At 67.1% G+C, this 26,851-nt stretch carries 17 protein-coding genes; 8 read left to right on the top strand and 9 right to left on the bottom strand.

From position 1 onward, the window contains the following. Positions 1 to 282 precede the first annotated feature (282 nt). Complete coding sequence (locus tag KVS69_RS14165; RefSeq protein WP_217538625.1) at positions 283 to 3,441, bottom strand: efflux RND transporter permease subunit; 3,159 nt, start codon at positions 3,439 to 3,441, stop codon at positions 283 to 285. A 4-nt stretch (positions 3,442 to 3,445) separates the two neighbouring features. After that, entirely contained in the window at positions 3,446 to 4,576 is a 1,131-nt protein-coding gene (locus KVS69_RS14160) for an efflux RND transporter periplasmic adaptor subunit (RefSeq protein ID WP_217538624.1), read from the bottom strand. 123 nt (positions 4,577 to 4,699) lie between these two features. Here KVS69_RS14160 and KVS69_RS14155 point away from each other — a divergent pair, with 123 nt between their 5' ends. The 3 genes from KVS69_RS14155 to KVS69_RS14145 all read left to right on the top strand — a co-directional run bounded on the left by KVS69_RS14155 (position 4,700) and on the right by KVS69_RS14145 (position 7,543). Next, on the top strand, positions 4,700 to 5,371 hold the full coding sequence (locus tag KVS69_RS14155; protein ID WP_217538623.1) for a TetR/AcrR family transcriptional regulator: 672 nt from the start codon (positions 4,700 to 4,702) through the stop codon (positions 5,369 to 5,371). A 137-nt stretch (positions 5,372 to 5,508) separates the two neighbouring features. Next, the gene (locus KVS69_RS14150; RefSeq protein ID WP_093533828.1) at positions 5,509 to 6,159 is read left to right on the top strand and encodes a protein-L-isoaspartate O-methyltransferase; all 651 of its coding nucleotides are present in this window, start codon (positions 5,509 to 5,511) and stop codon (positions 6,157 to 6,159) included. A gap of 16 nt (positions 6,160 to 6,175) precedes the next feature. Continuing rightward, positions 6,176 to 7,543, top strand: a complete 1,368-nt coding sequence (locus KVS69_RS14145; RefSeq protein ID WP_217538622.1) for a TolC family outer membrane protein — start codon at positions 6,176 to 6,178, stop codon at positions 7,541 to 7,543. A 48-nt stretch (positions 7,544 to 7,591) separates the two neighbouring features. Here the strand turns inward: KVS69_RS14145 and waaA are convergent, their stop codons facing one another. Beyond that, positions 7,592 to 8,893, bottom strand: coding sequence for a lipid IV(A) 3-deoxy-D-manno-octulosonic acid transferase (gene waaA, locus KVS69_RS14140; protein WP_217538621.1), 1,302 nt, complete (start codon positions 8,891 to 8,893; stop codon positions 7,592 to 7,594). Positions 8,894 to 8,991: 98 nt separating this feature from the next. Between waaA and KVS69_RS14135 the strand changes: the two genes are divergently transcribed. After that, positions 8,992 to 9,912, top strand: a complete 921-nt coding sequence (locus tag KVS69_RS14135; protein WP_217538620.1) for an LpxL/LpxP family Kdo(2)-lipid IV(A) lauroyl/palmitoleoyl acyltransferase — start codon at positions 8,992 to 8,994, stop codon at positions 9,910 to 9,912. A 147-nt stretch (positions 9,913 to 10,059) separates the two neighbouring features. Further along, the gene (locus KVS69_RS14130) at positions 10,060 to 10,491 is read left to right on the top strand and encodes a transposase (protein ID WP_217538619.1); all 432 of its coding nucleotides are present in this window, start codon (positions 10,060 to 10,062) and stop codon (positions 10,489 to 10,491) included. A gap of 148 nt (positions 10,492 to 10,639) precedes the next feature. On the opposite strand, the gene KVS69_RS14125 is transcribed toward KVS69_RS14130, so the two are convergent. The 3 genes from KVS69_RS14125 to KVS69_RS14115 are packed head-to-tail and all read right to left on the bottom strand — an operon-like array spanning position 10,640 to position 13,269. Further along, a complete protein-coding gene (locus KVS69_RS14125; protein ID WP_254622193.1) occupies positions 10,640 to 11,950 on the bottom strand; it encodes an O-antigen ligase family protein in 1,311 nt (436 codons plus the stop codon). After that, positions 11,943 to 13,055 carry a glycosyltransferase gene (locus KVS69_RS14120; protein WP_217538616.1) on the bottom strand — a complete coding sequence of 371 codons (1,113 nt, stop codon included), beginning with the start codon at positions 13,053 to 13,055 and terminating at the stop codon, positions 11,943 to 11,945. The genes KVS69_RS14125 and KVS69_RS14120 overlap by 8 nt, the downstream gene beginning before the upstream one ends. Positions 13,056 to 13,071: 16 nt before the next feature. Then, a complete protein-coding gene (locus KVS69_RS14115; protein ID WP_068853951.1) occupies positions 13,072 to 13,269 on the bottom strand; it encodes a zinc-finger domain-containing protein in 198 nt (65 codons plus the stop codon). A 325-nt stretch (positions 13,270 to 13,594) separates the two neighbouring features. On the opposite strand from KVS69_RS14115, the gene KVS69_RS14110 reads away from it, so the two are divergent. Further along, positions 13,595 to 16,945 (top strand): GH92 family glycosyl hydrolase, encoded by a 3,351-nt coding sequence (locus KVS69_RS14110; protein ID WP_217538614.1) that lies wholly within the window; start codon positions 13,595 to 13,597, stop codon positions 16,943 to 16,945. A gap of 405 nt (positions 16,946 to 17,350) precedes the next feature. On the opposite strand, the gene KVS69_RS14105 is transcribed toward KVS69_RS14110, so the two are convergent. Together KVS69_RS14105 and KVS69_RS14100 are read right to left on the bottom strand one after the other, a co-directional pair. Then, positions 17,351 to 19,639, bottom strand: a complete 2,289-nt coding sequence (locus KVS69_RS14105; RefSeq protein ID WP_068853953.1) for an NADP-dependent malic enzyme — start codon at positions 19,637 to 19,639, stop codon at positions 17,351 to 17,353. Positions 19,640 to 19,892: 253 nt separating this feature from the next. Further along, positions 19,893 to 21,242 carry a dicarboxylate/amino acid:cation symporter gene (locus tag KVS69_RS14100; protein WP_145479247.1) on the bottom strand — a complete coding sequence of 450 codons (1,350 nt, stop codon included), beginning with the start codon at positions 21,240 to 21,242 and terminating at the stop codon, positions 19,893 to 19,895. Between the two features lie 260 nt (positions 21,243 to 21,502). Between KVS69_RS14100 and KVS69_RS14095 the strand changes: the two genes are divergently transcribed. Then, a complete protein-coding gene (locus tag KVS69_RS14095) occupies positions 21,503 to 22,669 on the top strand; it encodes a porin (RefSeq protein WP_217538612.1) in 1,167 nt (388 codons plus the stop codon). A gap of 56 nt (positions 22,670 to 22,725) precedes the next feature. Then, the gene (locus KVS69_RS14090; protein WP_217538611.1) at positions 22,726 to 25,383 is read left to right on the top strand and encodes a PAS-domain containing protein; all 2,658 of its coding nucleotides are present in this window, start codon (positions 22,726 to 22,728) and stop codon (positions 25,381 to 25,383) included. Between the two features lie 302 nt (positions 25,384 to 25,685). Here KVS69_RS14090 and KVS69_RS14085 read toward each other — a convergent pair whose 3' ends face one another. Then, positions 25,686 to 26,021 carry a type I toxin-antitoxin system SymE family toxin gene (locus KVS69_RS14085; RefSeq protein ID WP_217538610.1) on the bottom strand — a complete coding sequence of 112 codons (336 nt, stop codon included), beginning with the start codon at positions 26,019 to 26,021 and terminating at the stop codon, positions 25,686 to 25,688. Positions 26,022 to 26,851 lie beyond the last annotated feature (830 nt).

Raw genomic sequence — 26,851 nt, 5'->3', positions numbered from 1 at the left:
CAGCGGACTGGTAGAGCGGACTGTCAGTCCGCTGCTCTCGGCGCAGACCCACACACCGCGCGAACGGCAGCGGACTGGTAGAGCGGACTGTCAGTCCGCTGCTCTCGGCGCAGACCCACACACCGCGCGAACGGCAGCGGACTGACAGTCCGCTGCTCTCGGCGCAGACCCACACACCGCGCGAACGGCAGCGGACTGACAGTCCGCTCTACCCCTTGTGCATCCCGTTCGGGATACACAAGGCTGCCATGCTCCATGGGCATGGCAGCGCCGGACGAGGCCCTACCGGGCCTCGTCCGGCTTCACCCGGAACCACGCCGCATACAGCGCCGGCAGGAACACCAGCGTCAGCACGGTGCCGACAATCAACCCGCCCATGATCGAAATCGCCATCGAGCCGTAGAAGGCACTGCGCGACAGCGGGATCATCGCCAGCACCGCGGCAAGCGCAGTCAGCACGATCGGGCGGAAGCGGCGCACGGTGGCGTCGATGATCGCGTGCCAGCGGTCATGCCCGGCATCGATGTCCTGCTGGATCTGGTCGATCAGGATCACCGAGTTGCGCATGATCATGCCCGCCAGCGCGATCGTGCCCAGCAACGCCACGAATCCGAACGGGGCGCGGAACAGCAGCAGGAACAACGTCGCCCCGATGATGCCCAGCGGTGCGGTCACCAGCACCATCGCGGCGCGCGAGAAACTGCGCAGCTGCAGCATCAGCAACGTCGCCACCACGATCAGGAACAGCGGCATGCCGGCCTTGATCGAATCCTGTCCGCGCGCCGAATCCTCCACCGTGCCGCCGGTCTCCAGCAGGTACCCCGACGGCAGCTCGGCACGGATGCCATCCAGCGTCGGCAGGATCTGCTGCACCACGTCCAGCGGCTGCGTGGCGTCGCCGACGTCGGCGCGCACGGTTACCGTCGGCAGCCGGTTGCGGTGCCAGATGATGCCGTCTTCGAACACATACTCCAGCCGCGCCACCTGCGACAGCGTCACCGAGGTGCCGCTGGCCGTCGGAATGGCCAGGCTGCCCAGCATGTCCAGCCGTACCCGCTCGTTCTCCGGCCCGCGCAGCAGCATCTCGATCAGGCGGTTGCCTTCGCGGTACGTGCTCACGCTCATGCCCGACAGCGAGGTGCCCAGCAACTGGCTCACCTGCGCGCTGCTCACGCCCAGCGCGCGCGCACGATCCTGGTCGATCACCAGCCGCACCACCTTGCTCGGCTCGCTCCAGTCCAGGTTGACGTTGATCACGTGCGGGTTCTCGCGCACCTTGGCCTGCACCTGCCGCGCGATCGCCTGCACCTGGTCGATGTGCTCGCCGGAGATGCGCATCTGCACCGGGTAGCCGACCGGCGGTCCGTTCTCCAGGCGGGTCACGCGCATCTGCACGTCGGTGAACTGCGGGATGACCTCCTTGATCAGCCAGTCGCGCGTGGCCTCGCGCGCGTCGGCGTTCTCGGTCAGCACCACGAACTGCGAGAAGTTGGTGGCGGGCAACTGCTGGTCCAGCGGCAGGTAGAAACGCGGCGAACCGGTCCCCACATAGGCCACGTAGTTGTTGATGCCCTCACGGCCGTGCAGCAGCTTTTCCAGCTTTGCCGCCTGCGCCTTGGTCGCCTCCAGCGAGGCGCCTTCCGCCAGCTCGATGTCCACCATCAGTTCCGGCCGGGTCGAGTCCGGGAAGAACTGCTGCGGCACGAAGCGGAAGATCAGCAGCGAGAACACGAACAGCGCCGCGGTGGCCCCGATCACCCACCAGCGATGGCGCAGGCAGGTATCCAGGAAGCGCCGGAAGCGGGTGTAGAACGGACGCTGGTACGGGTCGTGGTCGTGTGCGTGCTGCTTGGGCACGATCCAGCGTGCCAACGCGGGGTAGCGGTCGCCCCATGCCGCGCGGCGGGCCTGCCAGCGCGCGGCGACGCTGCCCGGCTTGGGCGGCTGCGGATTGAACAGGTCCGGCAGCATCTTGTCGCCCAGGTACGGAATGAACAGCACCGCGGCGATCCACGACACCACCAGCGCGATGGTCACCACCTGGAACAGCGAACGGGTGTATTCACCAGTGCTGGACGCAGCGGTCGCAATCGGCAGGAAGCCGGCGGCGGTGATCAGCGTACCGGTCAACATCGGGAACGCGGTGCTTTCCCACGCAAAGCTGGCCGCGCGCAGGCGGTCGTAGCCCTGCTCCATCTTGGTGGCCATCATCTCCACTGCGATGATCGCATCGTCCACCAGCAGGCCGAGCGCAAGCACCAGCGCGCCCAGCGAGATCTTGTGCAGGCCGATGTCGAAGTAGTGCATGACGAAGAACGTCATCGCCAGCACCAGCGGAATGGTCACGCCCACCACCAGGCCGGTGCGCAGGCCCAGCGAGAAGAAGCTCACCAGCAGCACGATCACCACCGCTTCGGTGAGCACCTGCACGAACTCGCCCACCGATTCTTCCACCGCGTGCGGCTGGTCGGAGACCTTGCGCAGCTGCATGCCGGCCGGCAGCGTCTTCTGCAGGCGCTCGAACTCGGCATCCAGGGTGGTGCCCAGCTTGAGGATGTCGCCGCCGTCCTTCATCGCCACCGCGATGCCGATGGCGTCTTCGCCCATGAAGCGCATCTTCGGCGAGGCCGGGTCGGCAAAGCCGCGCTTGACCTCGGCGATGTCGCCCAGGTGCACGGTGCGGTCGCCGGCCTGGATCGGGAAGCGGCGGATGTCGTCCACGCTCTGGAACTGCCCGGTGACGCGCAGCTGCACGCGGTCGATAGGGGTTTCAAAGAAGCTGGTGGCGGCAATCGCATTCTGGTCGGCCAGCGCCTGCTGCACCTGCTGCAGCGACACGCCCAGCGTGGCCAGCTTGGTGTTGGACAGTTCGATCCAGACCTTCTCGTCCTGCAGGCCCTCCAGCTCGATCTTACCCACGTCCGGCACCCGCTGCAGTTCCAGCTGGATGCGGTCGGCATAGTCGCGCATCACCGCGTAGTCGAAGCCCTGCCCGGTCAGTGCGTAGATGTTGCCGAAGGTATCGCCGAACTCGTCGTTGAAGAACGGGCCGACGATTTCGCGCGGCAGGGTCGGCTTGATGTCGCCCACGCGCTTGCGCACCTGGTACCACAGATCCGGGATCGCCTTGGAACGCAGGCTGTCTTTGGCCGCGAAGATCACCTGCGATTCGCCCGGGCGCGAATACGAGCGGATGAATTCGTACTGCCCGGTATTGAGCAGCGCCTTTTCGATCGGCTCGGTCACCTGCCGCGAGACCTGCTCGGCGGTGGCGCCCGGCCACATCGTGCGCACCACCATCACCTTGAAGGTGAACGGCGGATCCTCGGACTGGCCCAGGTGTTTGTACGACCAGGCGCCAATGATGGCGAAGGCCAGCATCGCAAACAGCACCAGCGCGCGGTTGCCCAGCGCCCATTCGGAAAGATTGAACCGGCGCACGGGCTCAGTGCCCCTTGGCCGTGGCAGCAGGCGCGGCGGCCGGCTTCAGCACCGGGCGGTTCTGCCGGTCCACCGGGGTGACCGCCTGGCCTTCGCGCAGCAGGTGCCCGCCAGCGGCCACCACCCAGTCCTGTGCCGCCACGCCGGACAGCACCGGCACCGCGTCGGGCCCATAGGCACCCACGGTCACCGGCGTGGCCTTGATCGCGCCATTGGACGGGTTCACCACCCACACGCTGGCCTTGCCATCGGCGCCGCGCAGCACCGCGCCCAGCGGCAGCTGCAATGTGCCGGTGCGGCCGGCGGTGGCGAACACGCGCGCGCTCTGGCCCAGTTCCACTTCAGCGGCCGCCTCCGGCGCCAGGCTGACCCGGGTGGCGTAGGTACGCGCCTGTGCATCGGCAGCCGGGGCGATCTCGCGGATCGTGCCCGGCAGCATCTGGCCCGGCTTGTTCCACAACTCCACCTGCACGTCCTGGCCAACCTGGTAATCGCGGATGTTGCTTTCCGGCAGGGCGATCAGCACCTCGCGGCCGCCATCCGCGGCCAGGGTGAACACCGTCTGCCCGGCGCCGACTACCTGCCCGGCTTCCGCCTGGCGGCTGGCGATCACGCCATCGGCCGGCGCGCGCAGCTGCGCGTAACCGGTCTGGTTGCGGGCCACCGCCAGGTTGGCGCGGGCGGCATTGGCCTGGCCCTGCGCGGCCTTGAACGCGGCGGTCTGCGCATCCAGGGTGGACTGGCTGACCAGCTGCTGCTCGGCCAGCGTGGCGTAGCGCTTCTGGTCATCGCGGGCGCGCACCAGGTCGGCTTCGGCTGCGGCCAGCTGCGCCTGCGAGGCGCTTGCCTGCGAGGCGAAATCGGCGGCATCCAGTTCGGCCAGCAGGTCGCCCTTGCGCACGCGCTGGCCGGCATCGACATGCCGCTTGACCAGGTTGCCCCCGACCCGGAACGACAGCGGGCTTTCCTGCAGCGCATGCACCTCGCCCGGGTAGGCCGCCACTTCCTGGCCGCTCACCGTGCCCGGCTGCACCACCAGCACCGGGATCGGCGCGGCCGGCTCGGCGTCCTGTTTGCCACACGCCGCCAGCATCAACGCCAGCAGGCTACCGCCCATCCATCGCAAGTTGTTCATGAGGTCCTGGACCTTGAATTGCCGGGGGAAACCGTCTGGAAGCAACACTCTATTCCATGACGGCTAATAGTGAACCAGTCGGTATAGTATAAATATCGAACCGATTGGTCTAGTATTGTTTGCATGACCGATCCGACCACTTCCGCCGTGCCGTCCAAGCCTGCCGCCAAGGCAGCCGGGCCCGGCCGTCCCAAGGATCTGGGCAAGCGCGCGGCCATCCTTGATGCGGCCAAGGCATTGTTCGTGGACCAGGGGTATGGCGGCGTCAGCATGGACAGCATCGCGGCCCAGGCCGGCGTATCCAAGCTGACCGTTTACAGCAATTTCGGCGACAAAGAGACGCTTTTCACCGAAGCTGTGAAGTCAACCTGCGTCGAGATGCTGCCGGACGCGCTGTTCGTCACCGACGCCGATGGCGCGCTGCGCGAGCAGCTGCTGGGCATCGGCCGGGCCTTCTTCACCATGATCACCTCGCCGGCGGCCGTGGCCGTGCAGCGGGTGATGATGGCCCCCGATACCGACGACCGTATCCGCGAGATGTTCTGGGTGGCCGGCCCGCAGCGCACCAGCGATGCCCTGGCCGAGTTCCTGCGTGCCCGCACCGAGCGTGGCGAACTGGAGATCACCGACTTCCAGACCGCCGCCCTGCAGTTCTTCACCCTCATCAAAGGTGAGCTGCATACGCATATGATGTGCGGGCTGCGAACGGCCCCGGCCGAGTGCGACGCCGACGCCCATGTCGAGGCCAGCGTGACCTTCTTCCTGAGGGCTTACGCCACCCGCCCCGGGCGGTGATGACAACATGAATGGACCGGAGGTCGCGGTGACTTCCGGCACTGCGACCCCGGCGCGACGGCAGCGATGCTCTCAGCGCGCCGCCGGCTCCCGGCACCGGTAAAATGGCCGGCCCACTGCGCTGGATTAAGAACCTCATGACGATCGATTACGCCCACGCCCGCGAACTGATGGTTGAACAGCAGATCCGTCCCTGGGACGTGCTGGACATCCGTGTGCTCGACGTACTGGCACGTTTGCCGCGCGAGGCGTTCGTCGCCGATGCGAACCGTACCCTCGCCTATACCGATGTCGAGCTGCCGCTCGGTAACGGCCAGAAGATGATGAAGCCGGTCATCGAAGGCCGCACCCTGCAGGCGCTGAACCTGCAGCCGGGCGACGAAGTGCTGGAAATCGGCACCGGCAGCGGCTACCTCAGCGCCTGCATGGGCGCCCTGGCGCGCGAAGTGCTGAGCCTGGAAATCGACCCGGAACTGGCCGTGGCCGCGCGTGCGCGCCTGGATGCAACCGGCTTGGGCACCAATGTCCGCATTGAAACCGCCGACGCGTTGACCTGGGATACCGAGCGCCGCTTCGATGCCATCTGCGTCACCGGCGCGGTGGAGACCATCCCCGCCCGCTTCACCCAGTGGCTGCGTACCGGTGGCCGCCTGTTCGTGATCCGTGGCCATTCGCCGGCAATGGAAGCGGTGCTGGTCAAGACCGATGGCAGCATCAGCGATTCGCTGTTTGAAACCGATATCGATTACCTGCGCGGTGCCGCGCCGGCACCCCAGTTCCACCTCTGAGTCCAAGGAAGCCGCAATGATCCGCCGATCCCTCGCTATTGCGCTGGCCGCCGCCCTGCTGCCCATGACCGCCTCTGCCGCCGACCTGCTGCAGGTCTACGAAATGGCGCGCAACGGCGATCCGCAGCTGTCTGCGGCTGAATCGACCCGTCTGTTCGACAAGGAAGGCGCCGTGCAGGCCCGTGCCGCGCTGCTGCCGCAGATCAATGGCGAAGCCTCGCTCACCCGCAACCGCACCAACCCGAACCACGATGTGAGTTCGACCTCGTACACCACCAAGAACCGCAATTACGGGATCAGTGGTTCGCAGACGCTGGTCAACTTCACCCAGTTCGCCAACCTGCGTGCGCAGCGCGAGCTCAGCAAGGCGGCCGACTTCAACCTGGATTCGGCCAACGACGACCTGATCGTGCGCACCTCGGCGGCGTACTTCAACGTGCTGGTGGGCATTGAATCGCTGTCGGCGGCGCAGACCAACGAAGCGGCGGCCAAGAAGCAGTTCGACTTCGCCGACAAGCGGCTGGAAGTGGGCCTGGCCCCGATCACCGACGTGCATGAAGCCCGCGCCCAGTACGACCAGGCCCGCGCCAACACGATCATCGCGCAGAACACCCTGGCCGACGCCTACCAGGCGCTGACCGAACTGACCGGCCAGCCGGTTACCGACCTGCGTGCACTGCCGGCCGATTTCCGCCCGGAACTGCCGGCCAAGTACGCCACCGTTGACCAGCTGGTCAACGAAGCCGTCGCCCAGAACCCGGCGCTGAAGGCGCAGGAACTGCAGGTGAGCGCGGCGGAAGCCAGCGTGTCGGCGGCGCGTGCGGGCCACCTCCCCACCCTCTCGCTCGGCGCCAGCGTCGGTCGCCAGGCCAGTTGGGGCGACGTGGTCGGCAGCGGGTCGAACTTCAGCCCGGATGCCCGCAGCAACAGCGTCGGCCTGACCCTGAGCGTGCCGATCTTCTCCGGCGGCGCCACCCAGTCCGGCGTGCGCCAGGCGCTGGCCCAGCGTGACATTGCCCAGGATGGCTACGAGCAGCAGAAGCGCGCCCTGGACCGCAACACCCGCAACGCCTACCAGACCCTGGTGGCCGGCATCAGCGAAGTGGAAGCGCGCCGCCTGGCGGTGGTCTCGGCACAGAGCGCCTACGACGCGTCGCAGGTCGGCCTGGAAGTGGGTACCCGCACCGTGCTGGACGTGATCCAGAACCAGCGCATCCTGTTCTCGGCCCAGCTCGAATACGCCAATGCCCGCTACACCTTCCTGCAGAACCGCCTGCAGCTTGGCCAGGCGATCGGCACGCTGGACATCGCCGAACTGCAGGACATCAACCGCCTGCTCACCCAGCAGGCCGCGACGCCCAGCACCACGGTCAACAGCCAGTAACCCAGGCGTAACCGGAAACGAAAAAGCCACCTGCAGGGGTGGCTTTTTTCATGGGTCCAGCGGCGGCGGAAGCTGCGGAGCAATCAGCTCCACCGTGCGCTTGAGCGCACCACGTCCGTTGCTGACCAACGCACAGCCTGCGCTGGCCATGTCCTCGCGCGCCTCGGGATCGCGCAGCAGCGTCAGCAGGGCGTCGCCCACCCCGGCCACGTCATCGGCAATCAACACTGCGCCCGCTTCGCGCATGCGCCGGGAGATCTCGGCGAAGTTGTGCAGGTGTGGGCCGGTCACCGTGGCGGTGCCCATGGCCGCCGGCTCGAGCAGGTTGTGCCCGCCGATCGGCTGCAGGCTGCCACCGACGAACGCCACCTGCGCGCAGCCATAGAACGCCATCAGTTCGCCCAGCGTATCGATCACGAACACGTCGCTGTCGGCCTGCGGCCAGTGCTGCTGGCGGCGCGTGCTGACCTTCCAGCCCTGCTCGCGCGCCAGCGCTTCCACACGGGGGAAACGCTCGGGATGGCGCGGCGCCCACAACAGCAGCAGGTTCGGGACTTCCCTGCGCAGGCGGCGGTGCAGGTCGATGGTGGCCTGCTCCTCGCCTTCGTGCGTGCTGGCCGCGATCCATACCGGGCGCGTGCCGGGCACGGCGGCATGGAAGTCGGCGGTGAACTCGCGCACGTTCGGCGTGGCGATGTCGAATTTCAGGTTGCCCAGCGGCTTGACCTGCTCTGGCAGTGCGCCCAGTTCAATGAAGCGCTCGGCGTCGTCGGCCGACTGCGCGGCCACGCAGGTGACAGTGCGCAGCGTGCGCCCGATCAGCGGGCGCAGCAGGCGGTAACCGCGCAGCGAGCGCGCCGACAGCCGGGCGTTGAGGATGTACACCGGAATGCCACGGTCGCGGCAACCGAACAGCAGGTTCGGCCACAGCTCGGTTTCCAGGATCAGCGCCAGGCTGGGTTTGAAGTGGCCCAGGAAACGGCCCACGCTGCCCGGCACGTCGTAGGGCAGGTAGACGTGGTCCACCGCATCGCCCCACAGCGAGCGCACCCGCTCCGACCCGGTGGGGGTGATGGTGGTGATCACCCAGCGGATGTCCGGGCGCAGCTGGCGCAGCGCATTGACCAGCGGCGCGGCCGCGTTCACCTCGCCCACCGATACCGCATGCAGCCAGACCCGCGGCTGCGCGGTGGAATCGGGGTAGGAAGCGTAGCGCTCGTCCCAGCGCTGGAAGTACTCGCGCACCCGGAATCCGCGCCAGACCAGGTGGTACACGGTGATCGGCAACAACAGGTACAGCACGACCGAATACAGGCCGCGCAGGATCCATTCGATGGGACTTTTACGCATGCGCAGAGGATACGGGAGCGGCACCGGGAAAAACATGCAGGAGCGGGCCGATCCCCGCGCTGACGCACCTGCGGGGACGCATGACTTAGAATCGGGGCATGTCAGATAACGCTTCCACCGCCACCCGGCCGTCCCTGCGCAATCCCCGCCATTGGCCGACCTTCGCCTTCATCCTGGCCGCCTTCGTGGTCGCCCGGCTGCCCTGGGGCCTGCAGCGCGCGCTCGGCCGGGGCGTGGGCACCTTGGCCTACCATGTGGCCAGCAGCCGGCGGCGCGCGGCCGAGGTCAACCTCAAGCTGTGCTTCCCCGAGAAGGATGACGCCTGGCGCCAGCGCCTGCTGCGTGACAGCTTCGACGCGTTGGGCGTGGGCATTTTCGAATTCGCCCGGGCCTGGTGGGGCAGCATCGACAGCATCCGCCCGAAGGTGCAGGTGGAAGGCCTGGAGCACCTGCACCGCATGCAGGCCGAAGGCCGTGGCGTGCTGCTGGTATCGGGCCATTTCATGACCCTGGAGATGTGCGGGCGGTTGCTGTGCGACCACGTCGACCTGTCGGGCATGTACCGCAAGCACCGCAACCCGGTGTACGAGTGGGCGGTGAAGTTCGGCCGGCTGCGCTATGCCAAGGCGATGTATGCCAACGAGGACATCCGCGCCACCGTGCGTCACCTGAAGAAGGGCGGCTTCCTCTGGTACGCGCCGGACCAGGACATGCGCGGCAAGGACACCGTGTTCGTGCCGTTCTTCGGGCACACCGCATCGACCATTACCGCCACCCACCAGCTGGCGCGGATGACCGGTTGCGCGGTGATTCCGTACTTCCACCGCCGCGAAGGCGGGAAGTACTTCCTGAAGATCGGCGCGCCGCTGGAGAACTTCCCCAGCGATGATGTGGAAGCTGATACCGCACGGGTCAACCAGGCCATCGAAGCGATGGTGCGCGAGGCCCCTGACCAGTACCTGTGGATCCACCGCCGCTTCAAGCGCCAGCCGGGCGGCCGCAGCGATTTCTACAAATAACGCGCGCCCCGCGTAGCGACACGCCATGCGTGTCCCACGTACTGCCGGCTACCACGCGCTGACGCCCTGACACGCAAGGCGTGCCCCTACGCCGGGCTGTGGCTTCTGCCGATACCCGGTCCGCACCCACGGCCCCACCCTGCTCCCATGTCCAGCTCACGCCTTCAACGCGGGCGGGTGTCGGCGGTCGGGGCCCTCTACATCCTCACCACGGTCACCCACCATCGGCGACCATGGTTCGAGGTGCCCGAGAACGCCCGCGCCGTCATCGAAGCAATGCGCCACGTGGAGCGCAGCGGTCGCAGCCGCACGCATGCCTGGGTGGTGATGCCCGACCACGTGCATTGGTTGATCGAACTCAGATCCGGCACCCTCGCCACCTGCATGAACATCTTCAAATCGCGCAGCAGCCGATTGATGGGTGGCGACCGGGTCTGGCAGCGCGGGTATCACGACCATGCGTTGAGGCGGGAAGAATCGCTGTTGCAGGCCGCACGTTACATCGTTGCCAACCCGTTGCGGGCAGGGTTGGCGGAGCAAGCGGGCCAGTATCCCTACGCATGGTGCAGAGGCCTGTAGAGACACGCCATGCGTGTCTGCGCGGGGTGTCGGGGATCGCGCTGGACACGCATGGCGTGTCTCTACGAAGTGGCCGGCGTTACGTGGGACACGCATGGCGTGTCTCTACGAAGTGGCTGACGTTGCTTGGGACACGCAGGGCGTTGCTCTACGGGTCGTCGCTGGCCAGCAGGCTGCCTGCGTAGAGGGCGGCGAGCAGTAGCGTCAGGCCGCCCCAGAAGGTGGAATAGAACGCCAGGTGGGTGTTGATCGGGAACACAGTGAACGCCAGGGCGAGCATCGCCGGGCGGGCGCGCTCGCGTGCCGGCAGTGGTGCGAAGCGCCACGCGCGCCACGCCTGCGCTGCGGCGGCCAGCCATAGCAGCAACCCGAGCACGCCGGTTTCGGCCAGGATCTCCAGCAGAATCTGGTGCGCATGCAACGCCGGGCCGGCGCCCCACACTTCCTGTTCTTCAGGGCGCGGATTGCAGTCGGGGTAGGCATCGCGGAAACCCCGTGCGCCTACGCCGTTGATCGGATGCTGCTCGATCATGCAGCCCGCCGCGGCCCAGATCTGCGCGCGCCCGGACAACGCCTGGTTCACGCCATCGCTCTCGCCTTCCCACGCCATCGCGGTACGCTCCAACCGATCGCGCACCTGGTGCGAGCCGGCGGCCAGTGCCACCGCCGCCACCAGGCCCACCGCCAGGCACGCGAGCAGGCCGCGCGCGCCGAGCAGGCGCCAGCCGGAAAACACCAGCACCAGCGCATAGGTCAGCCACGCCGCGCGCGAACCGGCCAGCACCAGTACCACGCCCACGGCAGCCGCCACCAGCATCCAGCCCCAACGGCCGAAGCGCGCGGCGGCGGCAAACAGCAGGAACGGTGACAGGCTCGCCAGCACCTGGCCGAATTTGAGATTGCACGGCCCCAGCACGCCGCTCAGGCGATCGGCTGCAGCCATCTCCGCCGGTGGACACAAGCCATGCCCACTGATCGCCCACTTCAACTGGTCCATCGACCAGAACAGCGGGCTGGTACCGAGTACGGCCTGCGCCAGTCCGTCCAGCGTCCAGACCCCGGTAATCAGCGCAATGCCTTTGAGGGTCAGTGCGCGTCGCCCGGGCGTGGCCACCGCGATCGCCACCAGCCACATGAAGGGCAGATAGCGCAGGCCGGCAGCGGTCTTGCGCCACGCCGCGCCCGGATCGATCGCATCGAAGGCGGAGAACGCCTGTGGCAGCCAGTAGCCCAGGAACAGGATGCTGGTCAGCGCCCAGGCCGGGCTGCTGAGCATGCGTTGCTTGCCCTGCAGACGCAGCTGGACCATGCGCGCGGCGGCGTAGATCGCGCCCAGGCCCAGTACGGTTTCGGCAACGCCGGGCAGCGGCAGCAGTGCCACGAATGCAATGACCCACCACGGCGCCCAGCGGCCCGCGCGGAAGCCCGGCGAACCGGGCGCCTTGACCGGCTCAGCCAGCGAGGGAGGTATAGAGCTGGAGCGTGTCACGTTGCATCGCCTGCAGGGTGAACGGAATACGCGAGGGCAGCGACGGCGGCTGCGCCAGCAACTGCAGCGCACGCGCCTGCAATGCCCCGGCGTCGCCCAAGGGTACCGCGCCGGATGGCTGCAGGTGTTGCAGCAGCTCGCCCACCCCGCCCTGGTTCCAGCCCAGTACAGGCCGGCCCACCGACAACGCTTCGACCACGGTGCGGCCAAAGGCCTCGGGCTTGTCGGACAGCTGCAGCACCAGATCGCTGGCGGCGTAGGCCTCGGCAATGCGCGAGGTCGGCGCGGTCATCAGCACCGCATCGGCGATGCCCAGGCTGCGCGCCTGCGCCTCCAGCTCGGCCACGTAGCGCTCACGCCCCGGCTCGCGGGTGCCCGGCATCCACAGCAGCGCCCGCACCCCGGCCGCATGCAGCCCGGCCAGCAGCCCCAGCGCATGGTGGTGCCCCTTGAGGCGGGTGCCACGGCCCGGCAACAACAGCAGCGGCGCATCGCCGGCCAGCGTTGGATGCTGCGCGGCCACCGCCAGGCGCGGGCGCCGGTCCTGGCGGCCCACGCGCGGGAACTGCGAGGTATCCACCCCACGCGGAATCACCTGCAGGCGCTCCGGGGGCACGCTCGGGTAATGCTGGAGCACGAATTCGCGCACGCAGTTGGACACGCAGATGACCCGTTCGCCGCTGGTCATCACCGCGCTGTAGCGGCTGGGCGAATTCAAGCCATGCACGGTGGTCACCCAGTGCGGGCGGGTGGCCGCCGGCAGGTTGCGCACGGCGTAGTAGCCCAGCCAGGCCGGCAGCCGCGAGCGCGCGTGCACGATGTCCGCGCCGGTTTCGGCCAGCAGGTTGCGCAGCGTGCGCACGTGGCGCAGCGTCCACAGCGATTTGCGGCCGATATCCAGAGTGAGGTGTTCGGCGCCACTGGCCAGCAGCGGCTCGACCAGCCGCCCACCGGCGGAGACCACGATGGCGCGGTGCCCGGCCGCGACCAGCGCGGAGGCAATTTCCAGCGTCGAGCGCTCAACCCCGCCGGAGTGCAGCGCCGGCAGCAGCTGCACCACGGTCAGTCGGCGCACGTTCGGTTCCGCCTGCTCAGTCGGCCAGCACGAAGACCGAACCGCAGTACGGGCACGCGGCTTCGCAGTTCGGCTCGTCTTCGATCGGCAGGTACACGCGCGGGTGCGAGTTCCACAGCGCCATCTCCGGCGTCGGGCAGCTCAGCGGCAGGTCGCTGCGGTGCACGGTGTAACGCTTTTCGGCATTGGCGGGCGCGGTGGCGGTATGGCTCATGGCGGGGCACGGAAAGGAATTGCGAGGGGCTCGATTCTAGCACCCGGGGCGCCGAGCGCGGCGCGGCCGGTTACGCGCGGGACGCCACCGGCAAAACGCCAATATGCGATTTTTCCGGGTTTAGATCGAACTAATTTCACTTGCCAAGCCCGCTCCGGGTGTTGCAGGATCGGGGGCGTTCCGATCAAACACCCGATCGCATGGCCCGTCCCCCGCCGGACCTGCATCGCTTCGACTGCCCTTCCAGGCGGCCGGCGCGGTGCTGTCTGCCGAGGTCGCCGATGCGGGCTCCGCCTGCCGCCTGTCCCACCCGGGAGATCCCTGCATGACCCTGCCGCACCCCCGCCCTGCCCGCCGCGCCCTGCTTCCGCTGGCCCTCGCCCTGGCCTGCGCGCCGGTTGCCCTGCCCGTCTTCGCGCAGGGCCTGCAGACCTCCTTCGAGCCCGGCGAACCCGCCCCGCAGGCCAGCAAGGGCGGCGTGCAGGTGAAGATCGGCAAGGGCCCGGAAGCGCCGTATGCGGCCAAGCCCGGGGTGGGCTACAGCGGCCTGCGTGCCCTGCACTACGCCAGTGCCGGCGGCACCGCCACCACTACGTTGTTCACCACCGATGTGACCATCGACGCCGACACCACGCTGTCCTGGCTGGTGCTGCCGGAGATCGTGGGCGAGGACACGGTGGCCTCCACCTACGTTTCGCTGGACCTGGTGCTGGACGATGGCAGCCGGGTCTCGGCCAGCGCCGCGCGCGACCTGCACGGGATTGCGCTCGGCGCCAAGGCCCAAGGGGATTCCAAGACCCTTTACCCGCAGCAGTGGGCGCACAAGTCGGTGCGCCTGGGCGATGTGGAAGCACTGCGTGGCCGGCGCGTGGTCGCCATCGAACTGGATCTGGGCAGCGCCGCCAACGCGCCGGTGTCCGGCTGGATCGACGATGTACGCCTGGACAGCCAGCCGCGCACCGCCCCGGCCCGTCCGTCCGACTGGGTGCTCACCACCCGCGGCACCCAGGCCAACGGCACCTTCTCGCGCGGCAACAACTTCCCCGCCACGGCGGTGCCGCACGGGTTCAACTTCTGGACCCCGGTGACCGATGCCGGCGCGCTGAACTGGCTGTATCGCTGGAACGAGCAGAACAACGCGGCCAACCGCCCGCAGCTGCAGGCACTGGCCCTGAGCCACCAGCCCAGCCCGTGGATGGGCGACCGCCAGACCTTCCAGGTGATGCCGTCGGCCACCCGTGGCGTGCCGGAAGCGGACCGCGCCAAGCGTGCGTTGTCGTTCTCGCGCGACAACGAAAGCGCGCGCCCTTACCGGTATGCGGTGCGCTTCGACAACGGCATTGCCGCCGCCATCGCGCCGACCGACCATGCCGCGCTGTTCCAGTTCGATTTCCCCAAGGACGGCGATGCCAACCTGCTGTTCGACAATGTCGACGCGCGTGGCGGACTGACCCTGGATGCGGCCACGCAGACGCTGTCGGGCTACACCGATACGCGCAGCGGGCTATCCAACGGCGCTACCCGCATGTACGTGGTGGCCAGCTTCGACCGCCCCTGGCGCAGCAGCGGCACCATCAACAGCGGCCGGCCCACCGGCTACATCAAGTTCGACCCGGGCAGCGACCGCCGGGTGACCATGCGTATCGCCACCTCGCTGATCTCGGTCGAGCAGGCCCGCCACAACCTGGCGCTGGAACTCGCTGCTGAAGACACGCTCGCTACCGTCGCCGCCCGCGCACAGGACGCCTGGGACCAGCGCCTAGCCCGCTTCGACATCGGCCAAGCCAGCGACGACCAGAAGACCACGCTGTATTCCAGCCTGTACCGCCTGTACCTGTACCCGAATTCCGGGTTTGAGAATGCCGGTACCGCTGCCGCCCCGGACTGGCGGTACGCCAGCCAGGCCAGCGCCGCCGACGACAACACCGATGGCAGCGCGGTGCGCAGCTTCGCACCGATCCGCGATGGCAAGGTGTACGTCAACAACGGCTTCTGGGACACCTTCCGCACCACCTGGCCGGCGTATGCGCTGTTCACCCCGGACGATGCCGGGCAGCTGGTGCAGGGCTTCCTGGAGCAGTACCGCGCCGGTGGCTGGGTGGCGCGCTGGTCCTCGCCGGGCTATGCCGACCTGATGGTGGGCACCAGTTCGGACGTGGCCTTCGCCGATGCCTACCTCAAGGGCATCAAGGGCTTCGATCCGGATGAGGCCTACCAGGCCGCCTTGAAGAACGCCACCGTGGTGCCGCCGGACCGCCATGTCGGGCGCAAGGGCATGGATAAATCCACGTTCCGTGGCTACGCCAGCGCCGACGTGCACGAAGGCATGTCGTGGACGATGGAAGGCGCGCTCAACGATTTCGGCATCGCCAACATGGCCACCGCGCTGGCGAAAACCGCCGGCAGCCCCGCCGCACGCGAGCGCTACAGCACCGAAGCGGCGTATTTCCGCGCCCGCGCCGGCACCTACGCCACCGTGTTCGACCCGGCCGCCGGCTTCTTCCAGGGCCGCAAGGACGATGGCAGCTGGCGCGTGGCTGCGAAGGACTACGATGCGCGCGTGTGGGGCCACGATTACACCGAATCCAACGGCTGGACGTTCGCCTTCACCGCCGCGCACGACGGCGAAGGCCTGGCCGGCCTGTACGGTGGCCGCGAAAAGCTGGCTGAAAAACTGGATACGTTCTTCAGCACCCCGGAAACCGCCGACCCGGAATTCTCCGGTTCCTACGGCGGCACCATCCATGAAATGACCGAAGCGCGCGATGTGCGCATGGGCATGTACGCGCACAGCAACCAGCCCTCGCACCACATTCCGTGGATGTACCTGTACGCCGGGCAGCCGTGGAAGACCCAGCAGCACGTGCGCGAGATCCTGTCGCGGCTGTACGTGGGCAGCGAGATCGGCCAGGGCTACCCGGGCGATGAAGACAACGGCGAAACCTCGGCATGGTATGTGCTGGCCTCGCTGGGCCTGTACCCGCTGCGCATGGGTTCGCCGGAATATGCGATCGGCTCGCCGGCCTTCAGGCATGCCAAGGTGGAACTGCAGGGCGGCGCGGTGCTGACCGTGAATGCCCCGGAAAATTCGGACCGCAACGTCTACGTGCAGTCGCTGAAGATCAACGGCCAACCGTGGACCAGGACCTGGGTGCCGCATGAGGTGATTGCCAAGGGCGCCACGCTGGACTTCGAGATGGGTCCGGCGCCGTCCAGGTGGGGCACCGGGCCGGACGATGCGCCGCGCTCGTTGACCGCGCGCGGTGAACGCCCGGCGATTCTGCATGACCTGCTGGGCAGCGGCGCGCGTGCGCAGCTGGACGATGGGAAGGTGCTGGCGGCGCTGACCGATGATGACGCCGGCACCGTGGCGCCGTTCGGCGGCAAGGGCAGCGTGGTGTTCACCGGGGTGTCTGACGGCACGCCGTCGATGTACACCCTGACCAGCGGCAATGCGCCGATCCGGGGCGGCAAGTGGACGCTGGAAGCGCGCAAGGCCGGTGGCAGCTGGGTCACGCTGGACCAGCGCAGCGGTGAAACGTTCGAGTGGCAGCAGCAGACCCGCCCGTTCCGGATCGCCAAGCCGGGCCGTTATACCGAGTACCGGTTGCGGATCGAGGGGCCGGGGCGGATGCAGCTGGCAGAAGTGGAGCTGCTGGCGCCGGCCGCGCCGTGAAGAAAAGGGGGCGCGATGCGCCCCCTTTTCGGTTTACCTGCCGCTTACAAGACCCGCATACAACGCGAACAGCTGCTTGAAGTACCGCTTTGCAGGACGAGTGCGCATGGCGCCGTTCCAGAGGGGGGAAGTGGTCGGGCCCAGGGTGGCGGGGTCCAGCGGACCACCGCCACGGCCGGGCCGCGTGGGGGTATTTGGCCCGTTGGAGGTTGCACGGGAGTGACCGTGGGACTGCGGGAAAGTGTCCGGTAGCGCCGGCCGTTGGCCGGCCCACGGGAACCTCAAAAGCAAAAGGGATCGGTGCGGTGCACCGATCCCTTCCTTTTGGAGCATCCGGCCAACGGCCGGGGCTACCCGTTTCGCTGCGCGAAACCAACGCACTGCGTGCGTTGGGCTGAAAAGGCCTCAGGCCTTTTCAGCCTCCAATTGCTTGCGGATCTGCGCATCCACCGCGGCAATGGCGGTCATGTTGAGCACGCGGCGCGAGGTGGCGCTGGTGGTCAGGATGTGCGCCGGCTTGGCCACGCCCATCAGGATCGGGCCGATCGCCACGCCGTCGGTGAACACGCGCACCAGGTTGTAGGCGATGTTGGCCGCTTCGAGGTTGGGCAGCACGAACAGGTTGGCGCGGCCCTTCAGCGTGCTGTCGGGCAGCAGCTTCTGGCGCAGCGCTTCATCCCACGCGGTATCGCCCTGCATTTCACCGTCCACGTTCAGACGCGGGTTGCGCTTGAGCAGCAGCTCGCGCACGGTGCGCATCTTCAGTGCGTCCTTGGAATCGTGGCTGCCGAAATTGGAGTGCGACAGCAGCGCCACCTTGGGCTCGATCCCGAACAGCTTCATGCGGTAGGCCGCCTGCAGCGTGGCTTCGCAGATCTGCTCGGCGGTGGGGTCTTCCTGCACGTGCGTATCCACGAAGAAGAACACGCCCTGCTGGTTGATCACACCGGTCATGGCCGAGGTCGAGGTGACCTTCGATTCCAGCGGCAGCACGCTGCGCACGTAGCCCAGCTTCTTGTGGAAGCGGCCCACCACGCCGGTGAGCAGCGCATCGGCTTCGCCGCGTGCCACCATCACCGCCGCGATCAGGGTCGGACGCGAGCGCATCAGGTTCTTGGCCGCCGCCACCGTCACGCCGCGACGGCCGGTGAGGTTGTGGTAGTACTGCCAGTAGTCGTTGAAACGCGGGTCGTCGTTGATGTTGGTGACGTCGAAATCAACGCCGGCCTTCATGCGCAGGCCCATGCGTTCGATGCGCGATTCGATCACGTCCGGGCGGCCGATCAGGATCGGGAAGGCCAGGCCTTCATCGACCACATTCTGCACCGCGCGCAGCACCACTTCTTCTTCGCCTTCGGCATACACCACGCGCTGCTTGTCCGCGCGCGCACGGTCGTACACCGGCTTCATCATCAGGCTGGTGCGGTAGACGAACTGGGCCAGCTTCTCGCGGTAGGCACCCATGTCGGCCACCGGGCGCGTAGCCACGCCCGAATCCATCGCGGCCTGCGCCACGGCGGCCGACAGCTCCACCAGCAGGCGGCGGTCGAACGGGCGCGGAATCAGGTAGTCGCGGCCGAAGCTCGGGGTGTCATCGCCATAGGCCGAACCCAGGTCGCTGGCTTCGCGGCGTGCCATCGCGGCGATCGCGTGCACGCAGGCGATCTTCATTTCTTCGTTGATCGCGGTGGCGCCCACGTCCAGCGCACCGCGGAACAGGTACGGGAAGCAGAGCACGTTGTTGATCTGGTTCGGGTAGTCCGAACGGCCGGTGCCGATCAGCGCATCCGGGCGCACCGCGCGCGCCACTTCCGGCATGATTTCCGGGGTGGGGTTGGCCAGCGCGAAGATCACCGGGTCCTTGGCCATGGTCTTGACCATGTCCGCAGTGAGGATGCCCGGGGCCGACAGGCCCAGGAAGATATCGGCGCCATCGACGATCTCGGCCAGCGTGCGCTTGTCCGTATCACGGGCATAGCGCTTCTTTTCCGGGTCCAGGTCGGCACGGCCGGTGTGGATCACACCTTCGCGGTCGAACGCCAGGATGTTTTCCGGCTTCAGCCCCAGCGAGACCAGCATGTTCACGCACGACACACCGGCGGCGCCCATGCCGGTGGTGGCCAGTTTCACTTCTTCGATCTTCTTGCCGGTGACGACCATGGCGTTGAGCACCGCGGCGCCGACGATGATCGCCGTGCCGTGCTGGTCGTCATGGAACACCGGGATGTTCATCCGCTCGCGCAGCTTGCGCTCCACGATGAAGCACTCCGGCGCCTTGATGTCTTCCAGGTTGATGCCGCCGAAGGTCGGCTCCAGCGAGGCGATGATGTCGACCAGCTTGTCCGGGTCGTTTTCATTGATTTCGATGTCGAACACATCGATACCGGCAAACTTCTGGAACAGCACGCCCTTGCCTTCCATCACCGGCTTGCCGGCCAGCGGGCCGATGTTGCCCAGGCCCAGCACGGCGGTGCCGTTGGAGATCACGGCCACCAGGTTGCCACGGGCGGTGAGCTCGCTGGCCTGCTGCGGGTCGGCCAGGATGGCTTCGCAGGCGTGGGCCACGCCCGGCGAATAGGCCAACGACAGGTCGCGCTGGGTCAGCATCGGCTTGGTCGCCGTGACCTTGATCTTGCCCGGCGGCGACATGCGGTGATAGTCGAGGGCGGCCTGTTTGAAATCTTCGTTGGACATCGCTTTCTGCAGATGAATGGGCGAGAGGAACAGGGGATCATACCCCCGTTGGCGGTGTTGGACCTGTCGCTACGCTGTCGCGATCATGCTGCGACCGCACATCAGGCAGGCCGTGCGCCGGCGTATGCCACGCCAGCCTGACGGGCTCCGATGACAACTTACATCACCGGAAACCGCTATGAAAAAGCAGGCCGTGCCGCCCAAGGGGGGACGGCACGGACCTGCTGCACACACATCAGGGGGAGGGGCGTGTTCAGCGCGCCGGGGCGGTCAGCGGCGACGGCAGGTCGTCGGTGGCCAGCGGCGGCAGCTCGGCCTCGCGGCCATCCAGGGCCAGCGCCAGGCGGTCGCGGTCCAGCGCGCCTTCCCAGCGCGACACCACCACCGTGGCCACCGCATTGCCGATGAAGTTGGTCAGCGAGCGGCATTCGCTCATGAAGCGGTCCACGCCCAGGATCAGTGCCATGCCGGCCACCGGCACTTCCGGCACCACCGCCAGGGTGGCGGCCAGGGTGATGAAGCCCGCCCCGGTCACGCCCGCAGCGCCCTTGGAGCTGAGCATCGCCACCAGCAGCAGCGCGATCTGGTGGCCCAGGGTCAATTCGGTATTGGTGGCCTGGGCGATGAACAGCGCGGCCAGGGTCATGTAGATGTTGGTGCCGTCCAGGTTGAACGAGTAGCCCGTGGGGACCACCAGGCCCACCACCGACTTGCTGCAGCCGGCCTTTTCCATCTTTTCCATCAGCGACGGCAGCGCCGATTCCGAGGACGAGGTGCCCAGCACCAGCAGCAGTTCGGCCTTCAGGTAGCGGGCCAGCTTGAACACCGAGAACCCGCACAGGCGGCAGACCACGCCCAGGATGACCGCCACGAACAGGAACGCGGTGAGGTAGAACGAGCCCACCAGCCAAGCCAGGTTGATCAGCGAGCCCACCCCGTACTTGCCGATGGTGAAGGCGATGGCACCAAACGCACCGATCGGCGCGGCCTTCATCAGGATGTGGACCAGGCGGAACACCGGGGCGGTCAGCGCCTCCAGGAAGGTCAGCACCGGGCGGCCGCGCTCACCCACCAGGGCCAGCGAAATGCCGAACAGCACCGCCACGAACAGCACCTGCAGGATGTTGCCATCCACGAAGGCGCTCACCAGCGTGGCCGGAATGATGTCCAAGACGAAGCCGGTGAGGGTCAGCTCGTGGGATTTTTCCACGTAGCTGTGCACCGCCGTCTGGTCCAGGTCGGCCGGGTTGATGTTCATGCCGGCGCCGGGCTGCACCACGTGCGCCACCACCATGCCCACGATCAGCGCCAGGGTGGAGAAGAACAGGAAGTAGGCCATCGACTTGGCGAACACCCGGCCCACGGTGCGCAGGTGGGTCATGCCGGCGATGCCGGTGACGATGGTCAGGAAGATCACCGGGGCGATGATCATCTTCACCAGCTTGATGAAGCCATCGCCCAGCGGCTTGAGCGATTCGGCGAAGGCCGGCTCGTAATGGCCAAGGATGGCGCCCAGCACGATCGCCACCACCACCTGGAAATACAGCTGGCGGTAGAACGGCAACGGCTTGGCTGCAAGCGGGGCAGCGGTGGGAACGTGCATGGGAAACTCCGGCAGTGTCACGGGGATGCCGGCCGCAGGCGGCGGCATCGGGCGTGGTCTTTTTACGCCCGCTGCATCCCCACGCAGATAACCTATTGGTACTAGCCCCCCTGTTCAGCCAAGCCCAGTGCCTACACTGCACGGGCACCGCGCCCCCACGGCGGCGGGTGGCCGTGTCGTTCCGGGCCTTGTGGCCCAACAGTTTTCCCGCTCGCGGCCGTTGTTGTTCTGCCCCACTTTTTAGAAGCCAGACCATATCCATGCGCCTGACCCCCCTGTTTATCGCCCTCACCGCCCTGTCCGCCCCCCTCGCCGCGTCCGCCGCGGACTGGGACAACTGGCCGACCAAGGTGTCCTTCAGCGACGGCACCGAACTGGCCGCCACTGCCAACATCGCCTACGACCTCAACGACTTCTCGGGCGCCGACGCGTTCGAAGATGACGATGCGGTGCGCCGCAAGGAGTTCGGCGCGACCCTGAAGAAGAAGGGCGTGTACGACGCGATGGTGTACTACGACTTCCAGGCCGACACCTGGCTGGACGTGTTCTTCCGCTTCGAGAGCAAGGCGCTGTTCGGCAAGGACGTGGGCCGCTTCCGCTTCGGTTACATGAAGACCCCGGTCGGCCTGGATTCCAACACCTCCTCGCGCGCCGGCAGTTTCGTGGAAACCGCCCTGCCCGTGCAGGCCTTCTACGCTGGCCGCCGCACCGGTGCCGAGTGGGTGCTGGAGCGCCCGCAGTACCTGATGCAGGTGGGCGCCTATGGCGGCAAGGACCTGCAGGGTGACAACCCCGGCACCACCCAGGCCGTGCGCGGCGTGTGGACCCCGGTGAAGGCACCGGGCGATGTGATCCACCTGGGCCTGGCCTATTCGCAGGAAAACCCGCGCGGTTACCGCGACGGCCGCGATGTGCACTTCAATGCCAGCGCCCGCCTGCGTGCGCGCCCGGAAGCCGGCCTGACCGACATCCGCCTCGTGGATTCGGGCTCGCTGGTCACCGCCGACCAGATCCGCCGCACCGGCCTGGAGGGCATCTACATCCATGGCCCGTTCTCAGTGCAGGCCGAAGCGCTGCGTACCACCGTCACCCGTGATGGCAAGCCGGATTACACCGGTGATGGCCAGTACGTGATGGGCAGCTGGATCGTCACCGGCGAATCGCGTCCGTACAGCGCGGGCGCCGTGGCCAACGTGAAGCCGGCGCACGATTACGGCGCGGTGGAACTGCTGGCCCGTTACAGCCGCATCGACCTGGACGACGCCGACGTGTTCGGTGGCCGCCAGCACGACTGGACCGTGGGTGCCAACTGGTACCTGACCAGCCACTTCAAGTTCCAGGCGAACTACGTGTGGGCTGATGCCAGCCGCCGTGGCGTGCGGACCAAGCCGGAGATCTTCGAGCTTCGGGCGCAGGTTCACTTCTGATGTTCAACGGCGGGTGCGTGCAACGCGCACCCGCCGGCACCCCGTAAACTGACGCCATGTACCGCGTCTCCCGCTACCGCCCGTTGCTGTTGACCCTGCTGGTCATGGTGGGCGGTACGCTCCTGGCTGGCCTGGTTGCCGGCCGCTATGCCCAGCAGCGCGCCCTCGCAGCCGAAAGCAGCCAGGTGCGCCGCCAGCTGGACCTGTACGCGCAGACGCTGCAGCAGCGCATCGATCGCTTCCGTACCCTGCCCCAGCTGCTGGCGCTGGACCCGGAACTGCTGCAGGCCGTGAGCAGCCCGCTGGATGACGCCGAGCGTCACCGGCTCAACCTGAAACTGCAGCAGGCCAACAACGTCACCCGCGCCTCCACCCTGACCCTGATCGACCGCCATGGCGTGGCCGTAGCCGCCAGCAACTGGGACCAGCCCACCACGAATGTGGGTGAGGACTACAGCTACCGGCCCTACTTCCAGCAGGCCATGGCCAAGGGCACCGGGCGCTTCTACGGCATCGGCATGACCACGGCGGTGCCGGGTTACTTCCTGTCGCAGGCGATCCTCGACCACGACGGTGATGTGCTGGGTGTCATCGCCATCAAGATCGAGCTGCGGGCGTTGGAGCAGGAATGGCTGCAGAGCACCGACATCGTGATGGCCAGCGATGCGCATGACGTGGTGTTCCTGGCCAACGGCGATGCATGGCGCTACCGCCTGCTTCGCCCGCTCTCCCCGGCCGAGCGCAAGGAGATGCTGGCCACCCGCCAGTACGCCGACCGCTCGCTGCAACCGCTGCAGGCGCGCACCCTGGATGTGTTGGCCGATGGCGGGCGCATGGTGCGGCTGGAGCAGCCCTCGCTGCCGCGCCCGATGCTGTGGCAGACCTACGTGCTGGATGACCCGCAGTGGAAGCTGCACCTGCTGCACGATGCCGGTGCCAGCGGTGCGGTGGGCCGCAGTACCGCGCTGGCCGCCGGCGGCATCTGGCTGGCGCTGTGTTTCCTGGCGCTGTTCGTGCAGCAGCGCCGGCGCCTGGCCTCGCACCGGCAGCGCAGCCGCCTGGAGCTCGAAGCGGTGCTGCAGCAGCACGCACAGGAACTGCGCACCGCACAGGATGGCGTGCTGCAGGCCGCCCAGCAGGCCGACAGCGGGCTCAGCCGCAGTCTGGCGCACCTGCCGCAGGGTGTGGTGGTGATCGACAGCGAGCAGCGGCTGGTGGCGTGGAATGCGCGCTACCTGGAGCTGTTCCGGTTCCCGCCGGACCTGATCCGGGTGGGTGTGCCCATTGCCGAGGCGTTTCGGTACAACGCCCGCCGTGGCCTGCTCGGCCCGGGGCCGATTGACGAGGCCATCGAGCGTCGCCTGAACCACCTGCGCAGCGGCCGGCCGCACATGCGCGAGAGCGAGAAGGACGACGGCACGGTGCTGGAGATTCGTGGCAACCCGCTGCCCGATGGCGGCTTCGTCACCAGCTACGCGGACATCACCGCCTACAAGAACACCGCGCGGGAGCTGCGCTCACTGGCCGATGCGCTGGAGCACCGCGTGGCCGAGCGCACCCGCGACCTGGACGAGGCGCGGCGTGAGGCCGAGCGCGCCAACCGCTACAAGACCCGCTTCGTGGCCTCGGCCGTGCATGACCTGCTGCAGCCGCTCAATGCGGCGCGCATGTTCGTGTCCGTGCTGCGCGGCAAGCTGAGTGGCGATGCGCGCGAGCTGAGCGAGCTGAGCGAGCATGTGGATGCTGCACTGGCCGCGCAGGATTCCATCCTCAACAGCCTGCTGGATATCTCGCGGCTGGAATCGGGCACGCTACAGACCCATGTGCGTGCGTTCGCGCTGTCGCCACTGCTGGAAACACTGGCGCGTGAGTTTGGCATTGCCGCCAAAGCGCGTGGGCTGCAGTTGGATTGGGTAGATACCCGCGCGGTGGTAGTAAGCGATGAGGCGCTGCTGCGTCGCATCCTGCAGAATTTCCTCTCCAATGCACTGCGCTATACGCCACGTGGGCGGGTACTGATTGGCTGCCGTCGGGTGGGCGACCAGTTGCGCATTGAAGTGCACGACCAGGGCCCGGGTATTCCGGAGAGCCTGCAGGGCGAGATCTTCGAGGAATTCCGGCGGCTGGATGATGGCGTGGACCAGGAGCGCGGGGCCGGGCTGGGCTTGGCGATCGTGGAGCGCATCGGGCGGCTGCTGGGGCACCGCATCAGCCTGCGCTCCACACTGGGCAGCGGTAGCGTGTTCGCCGTGACCGTGCCGCTGGGCAGCGCCGATGCGATACCGGCACCCGCCCCTGCTCCGGCGGTATCGGCGGATTCGGGAGATGACAGCCCGCTGCGGCAGTGCCCGGTGTGGAGCATTGATGATGACCCGCGTGTGTGTGCGGCTACCCGCGCCCTGCTGGAACGCTGGGGCTGCCGGGTGGAGCTGGCCGATGGCCCGCATGCCGCGCTGGAGATTGCCTCTGCATTGAACGTGCCGCAGCTGGTGCTGCTGGATGTACGCATGGGCCAGTGGCATGGGCCGGACCTGTACGAGCAGCTGTGCGAGCTGTGGAAGGCACGGCCGCCGGTGATTCTGGTTACTGCCGAGCGGGATGATGCGTTGAAGGCGCAGGCAGCGGAGAACGGTTGGGGCTTCCTCTCGAAGCCGGTGCGCCCGCCGGCCCTTCGGGCGCTGATGACGCAGTTGCTGGTGCGGCACCGGGCTTAGTCCGGTGCGCAATTCACCAGCGCGAAATGCTGTTCTTCGTTGACGGTCATGCCATTACCGAACGTTCGAACGAGGTCGGCGGTCGATCGGGATGCGACCCTACCGGGATCCGCCGGCTGCTTCGGTAGGGTCGGACCCCGGTCGACTGCACGTAACGCTGCTACGTGCGACGAACGCATGACCTCCGAACGGAATGCGCTTCTTCGCCGACGGTCATGCCGTTACCGAACGTTCGAACGGCGTCGGCGGTCGATCGGGATGCGCCCCTACCGGGCGCACCCCGCGATACCGGACCAATCCCGTTACTCCGACGCCTTTTCGGTTGTCGTATCGGCCACCCGTCGGCTCTTCTTCGGGGCATGGTCCAGATACCGATACGGCACCGGGATCGGCGTCTCATCCAACGTCAGCGTGATGCGCTTGTGCTCCACTTCAACCATGACGCGACTGCCTACCGGCAGCTCAAACCGCTCCATCCACATGCCCCGCAGCACCAGGCATGGAATGCGACCGCCGTCTGGCAGGGGATGACCGCCGGGATGTGAGAAGGACCCGACACGCAGACTCTCCGGCACATGCATGCCGATGCGGGTTTGGGGCTCTTGGTTGGAATGCAGATCCGAATTTAAACGACGCATTTGCCACCTCCAAGGAAGTCTCCCTCGCCGGAATGGCGAGGGAGTCGGGAGGTTGAAATCCGCTCGGATGTGCACGGCATGACGTATTCCCGCGAAGGTGTTGTATTTCGCCACCCTCCCGACATAGGACATCCACAACTGCGACACCGATGGAGATTTCAAGCTCCGAGGCAACACCATGCGCTATACCGCGCGCAAAGTTAAATCGCTTGTTTTGAATGATATTCGAGAATTGATAGGCACACACTTTGGTTCGTCGCAATCAGCGCGGAAATGCATATTCACGCAAAAACCGAGGTAGGGTCGCGCGCCTGCCGACTGCACGGACGGATGAGCGGCGCGACGAAGGCATGATCTCCAACGCGGGAGCAATGACTATCCTGCCGATCCGTTGCAAAGAGCCCCGACTCTCGCCTTGGCAGAATTGAGAACCTCCCGGGATGGCCGTTCTCCCTCACCGCGCGCGGACTCACTGAGAAATGCATAAGATTCCACAGCGGACATGCAGGATGACTCATCCAATTTCCAGAAGCCGAGACTGTACTGGGCCCCACGATGACCACGCGCCGCGGATATGACCAACCAGTACCGCTTTTCTAGTTCATCTCCAACTGCCTCATAGTGCCTTGACAGCCTAAAGGCTGCATCCGCATCACCGTCCCGGGCCAGGACAGACTGCCACTGAAGCTGCACTTCATTCAATTGCGAGCCACTGTCAATCGAACGAGGGTCGGCGACGACCTCAATCGGTGGGCTTGGCGGGGGCGGCGGTTGCGATACAGCTTTTGCATCTCCACTCGCGGCCACAAGCGCCGCCATGATCAGGACGA

Origin of the sequence: Stenotrophomonas sp. GbtcB23, from assembly GCF_019091045.1 — a bacterium.
Classification (GTDB): Bacteria; Pseudomonadota; Gammaproteobacteria; order Xanthomonadales; family Xanthomonadaceae; genus Stenotrophomonas; species Stenotrophomonas rhizophila_A.
Note: the sequence above shows the minus strand (reverse complement) of the source record. Positions and strands in the feature narration are given on the sequence as shown.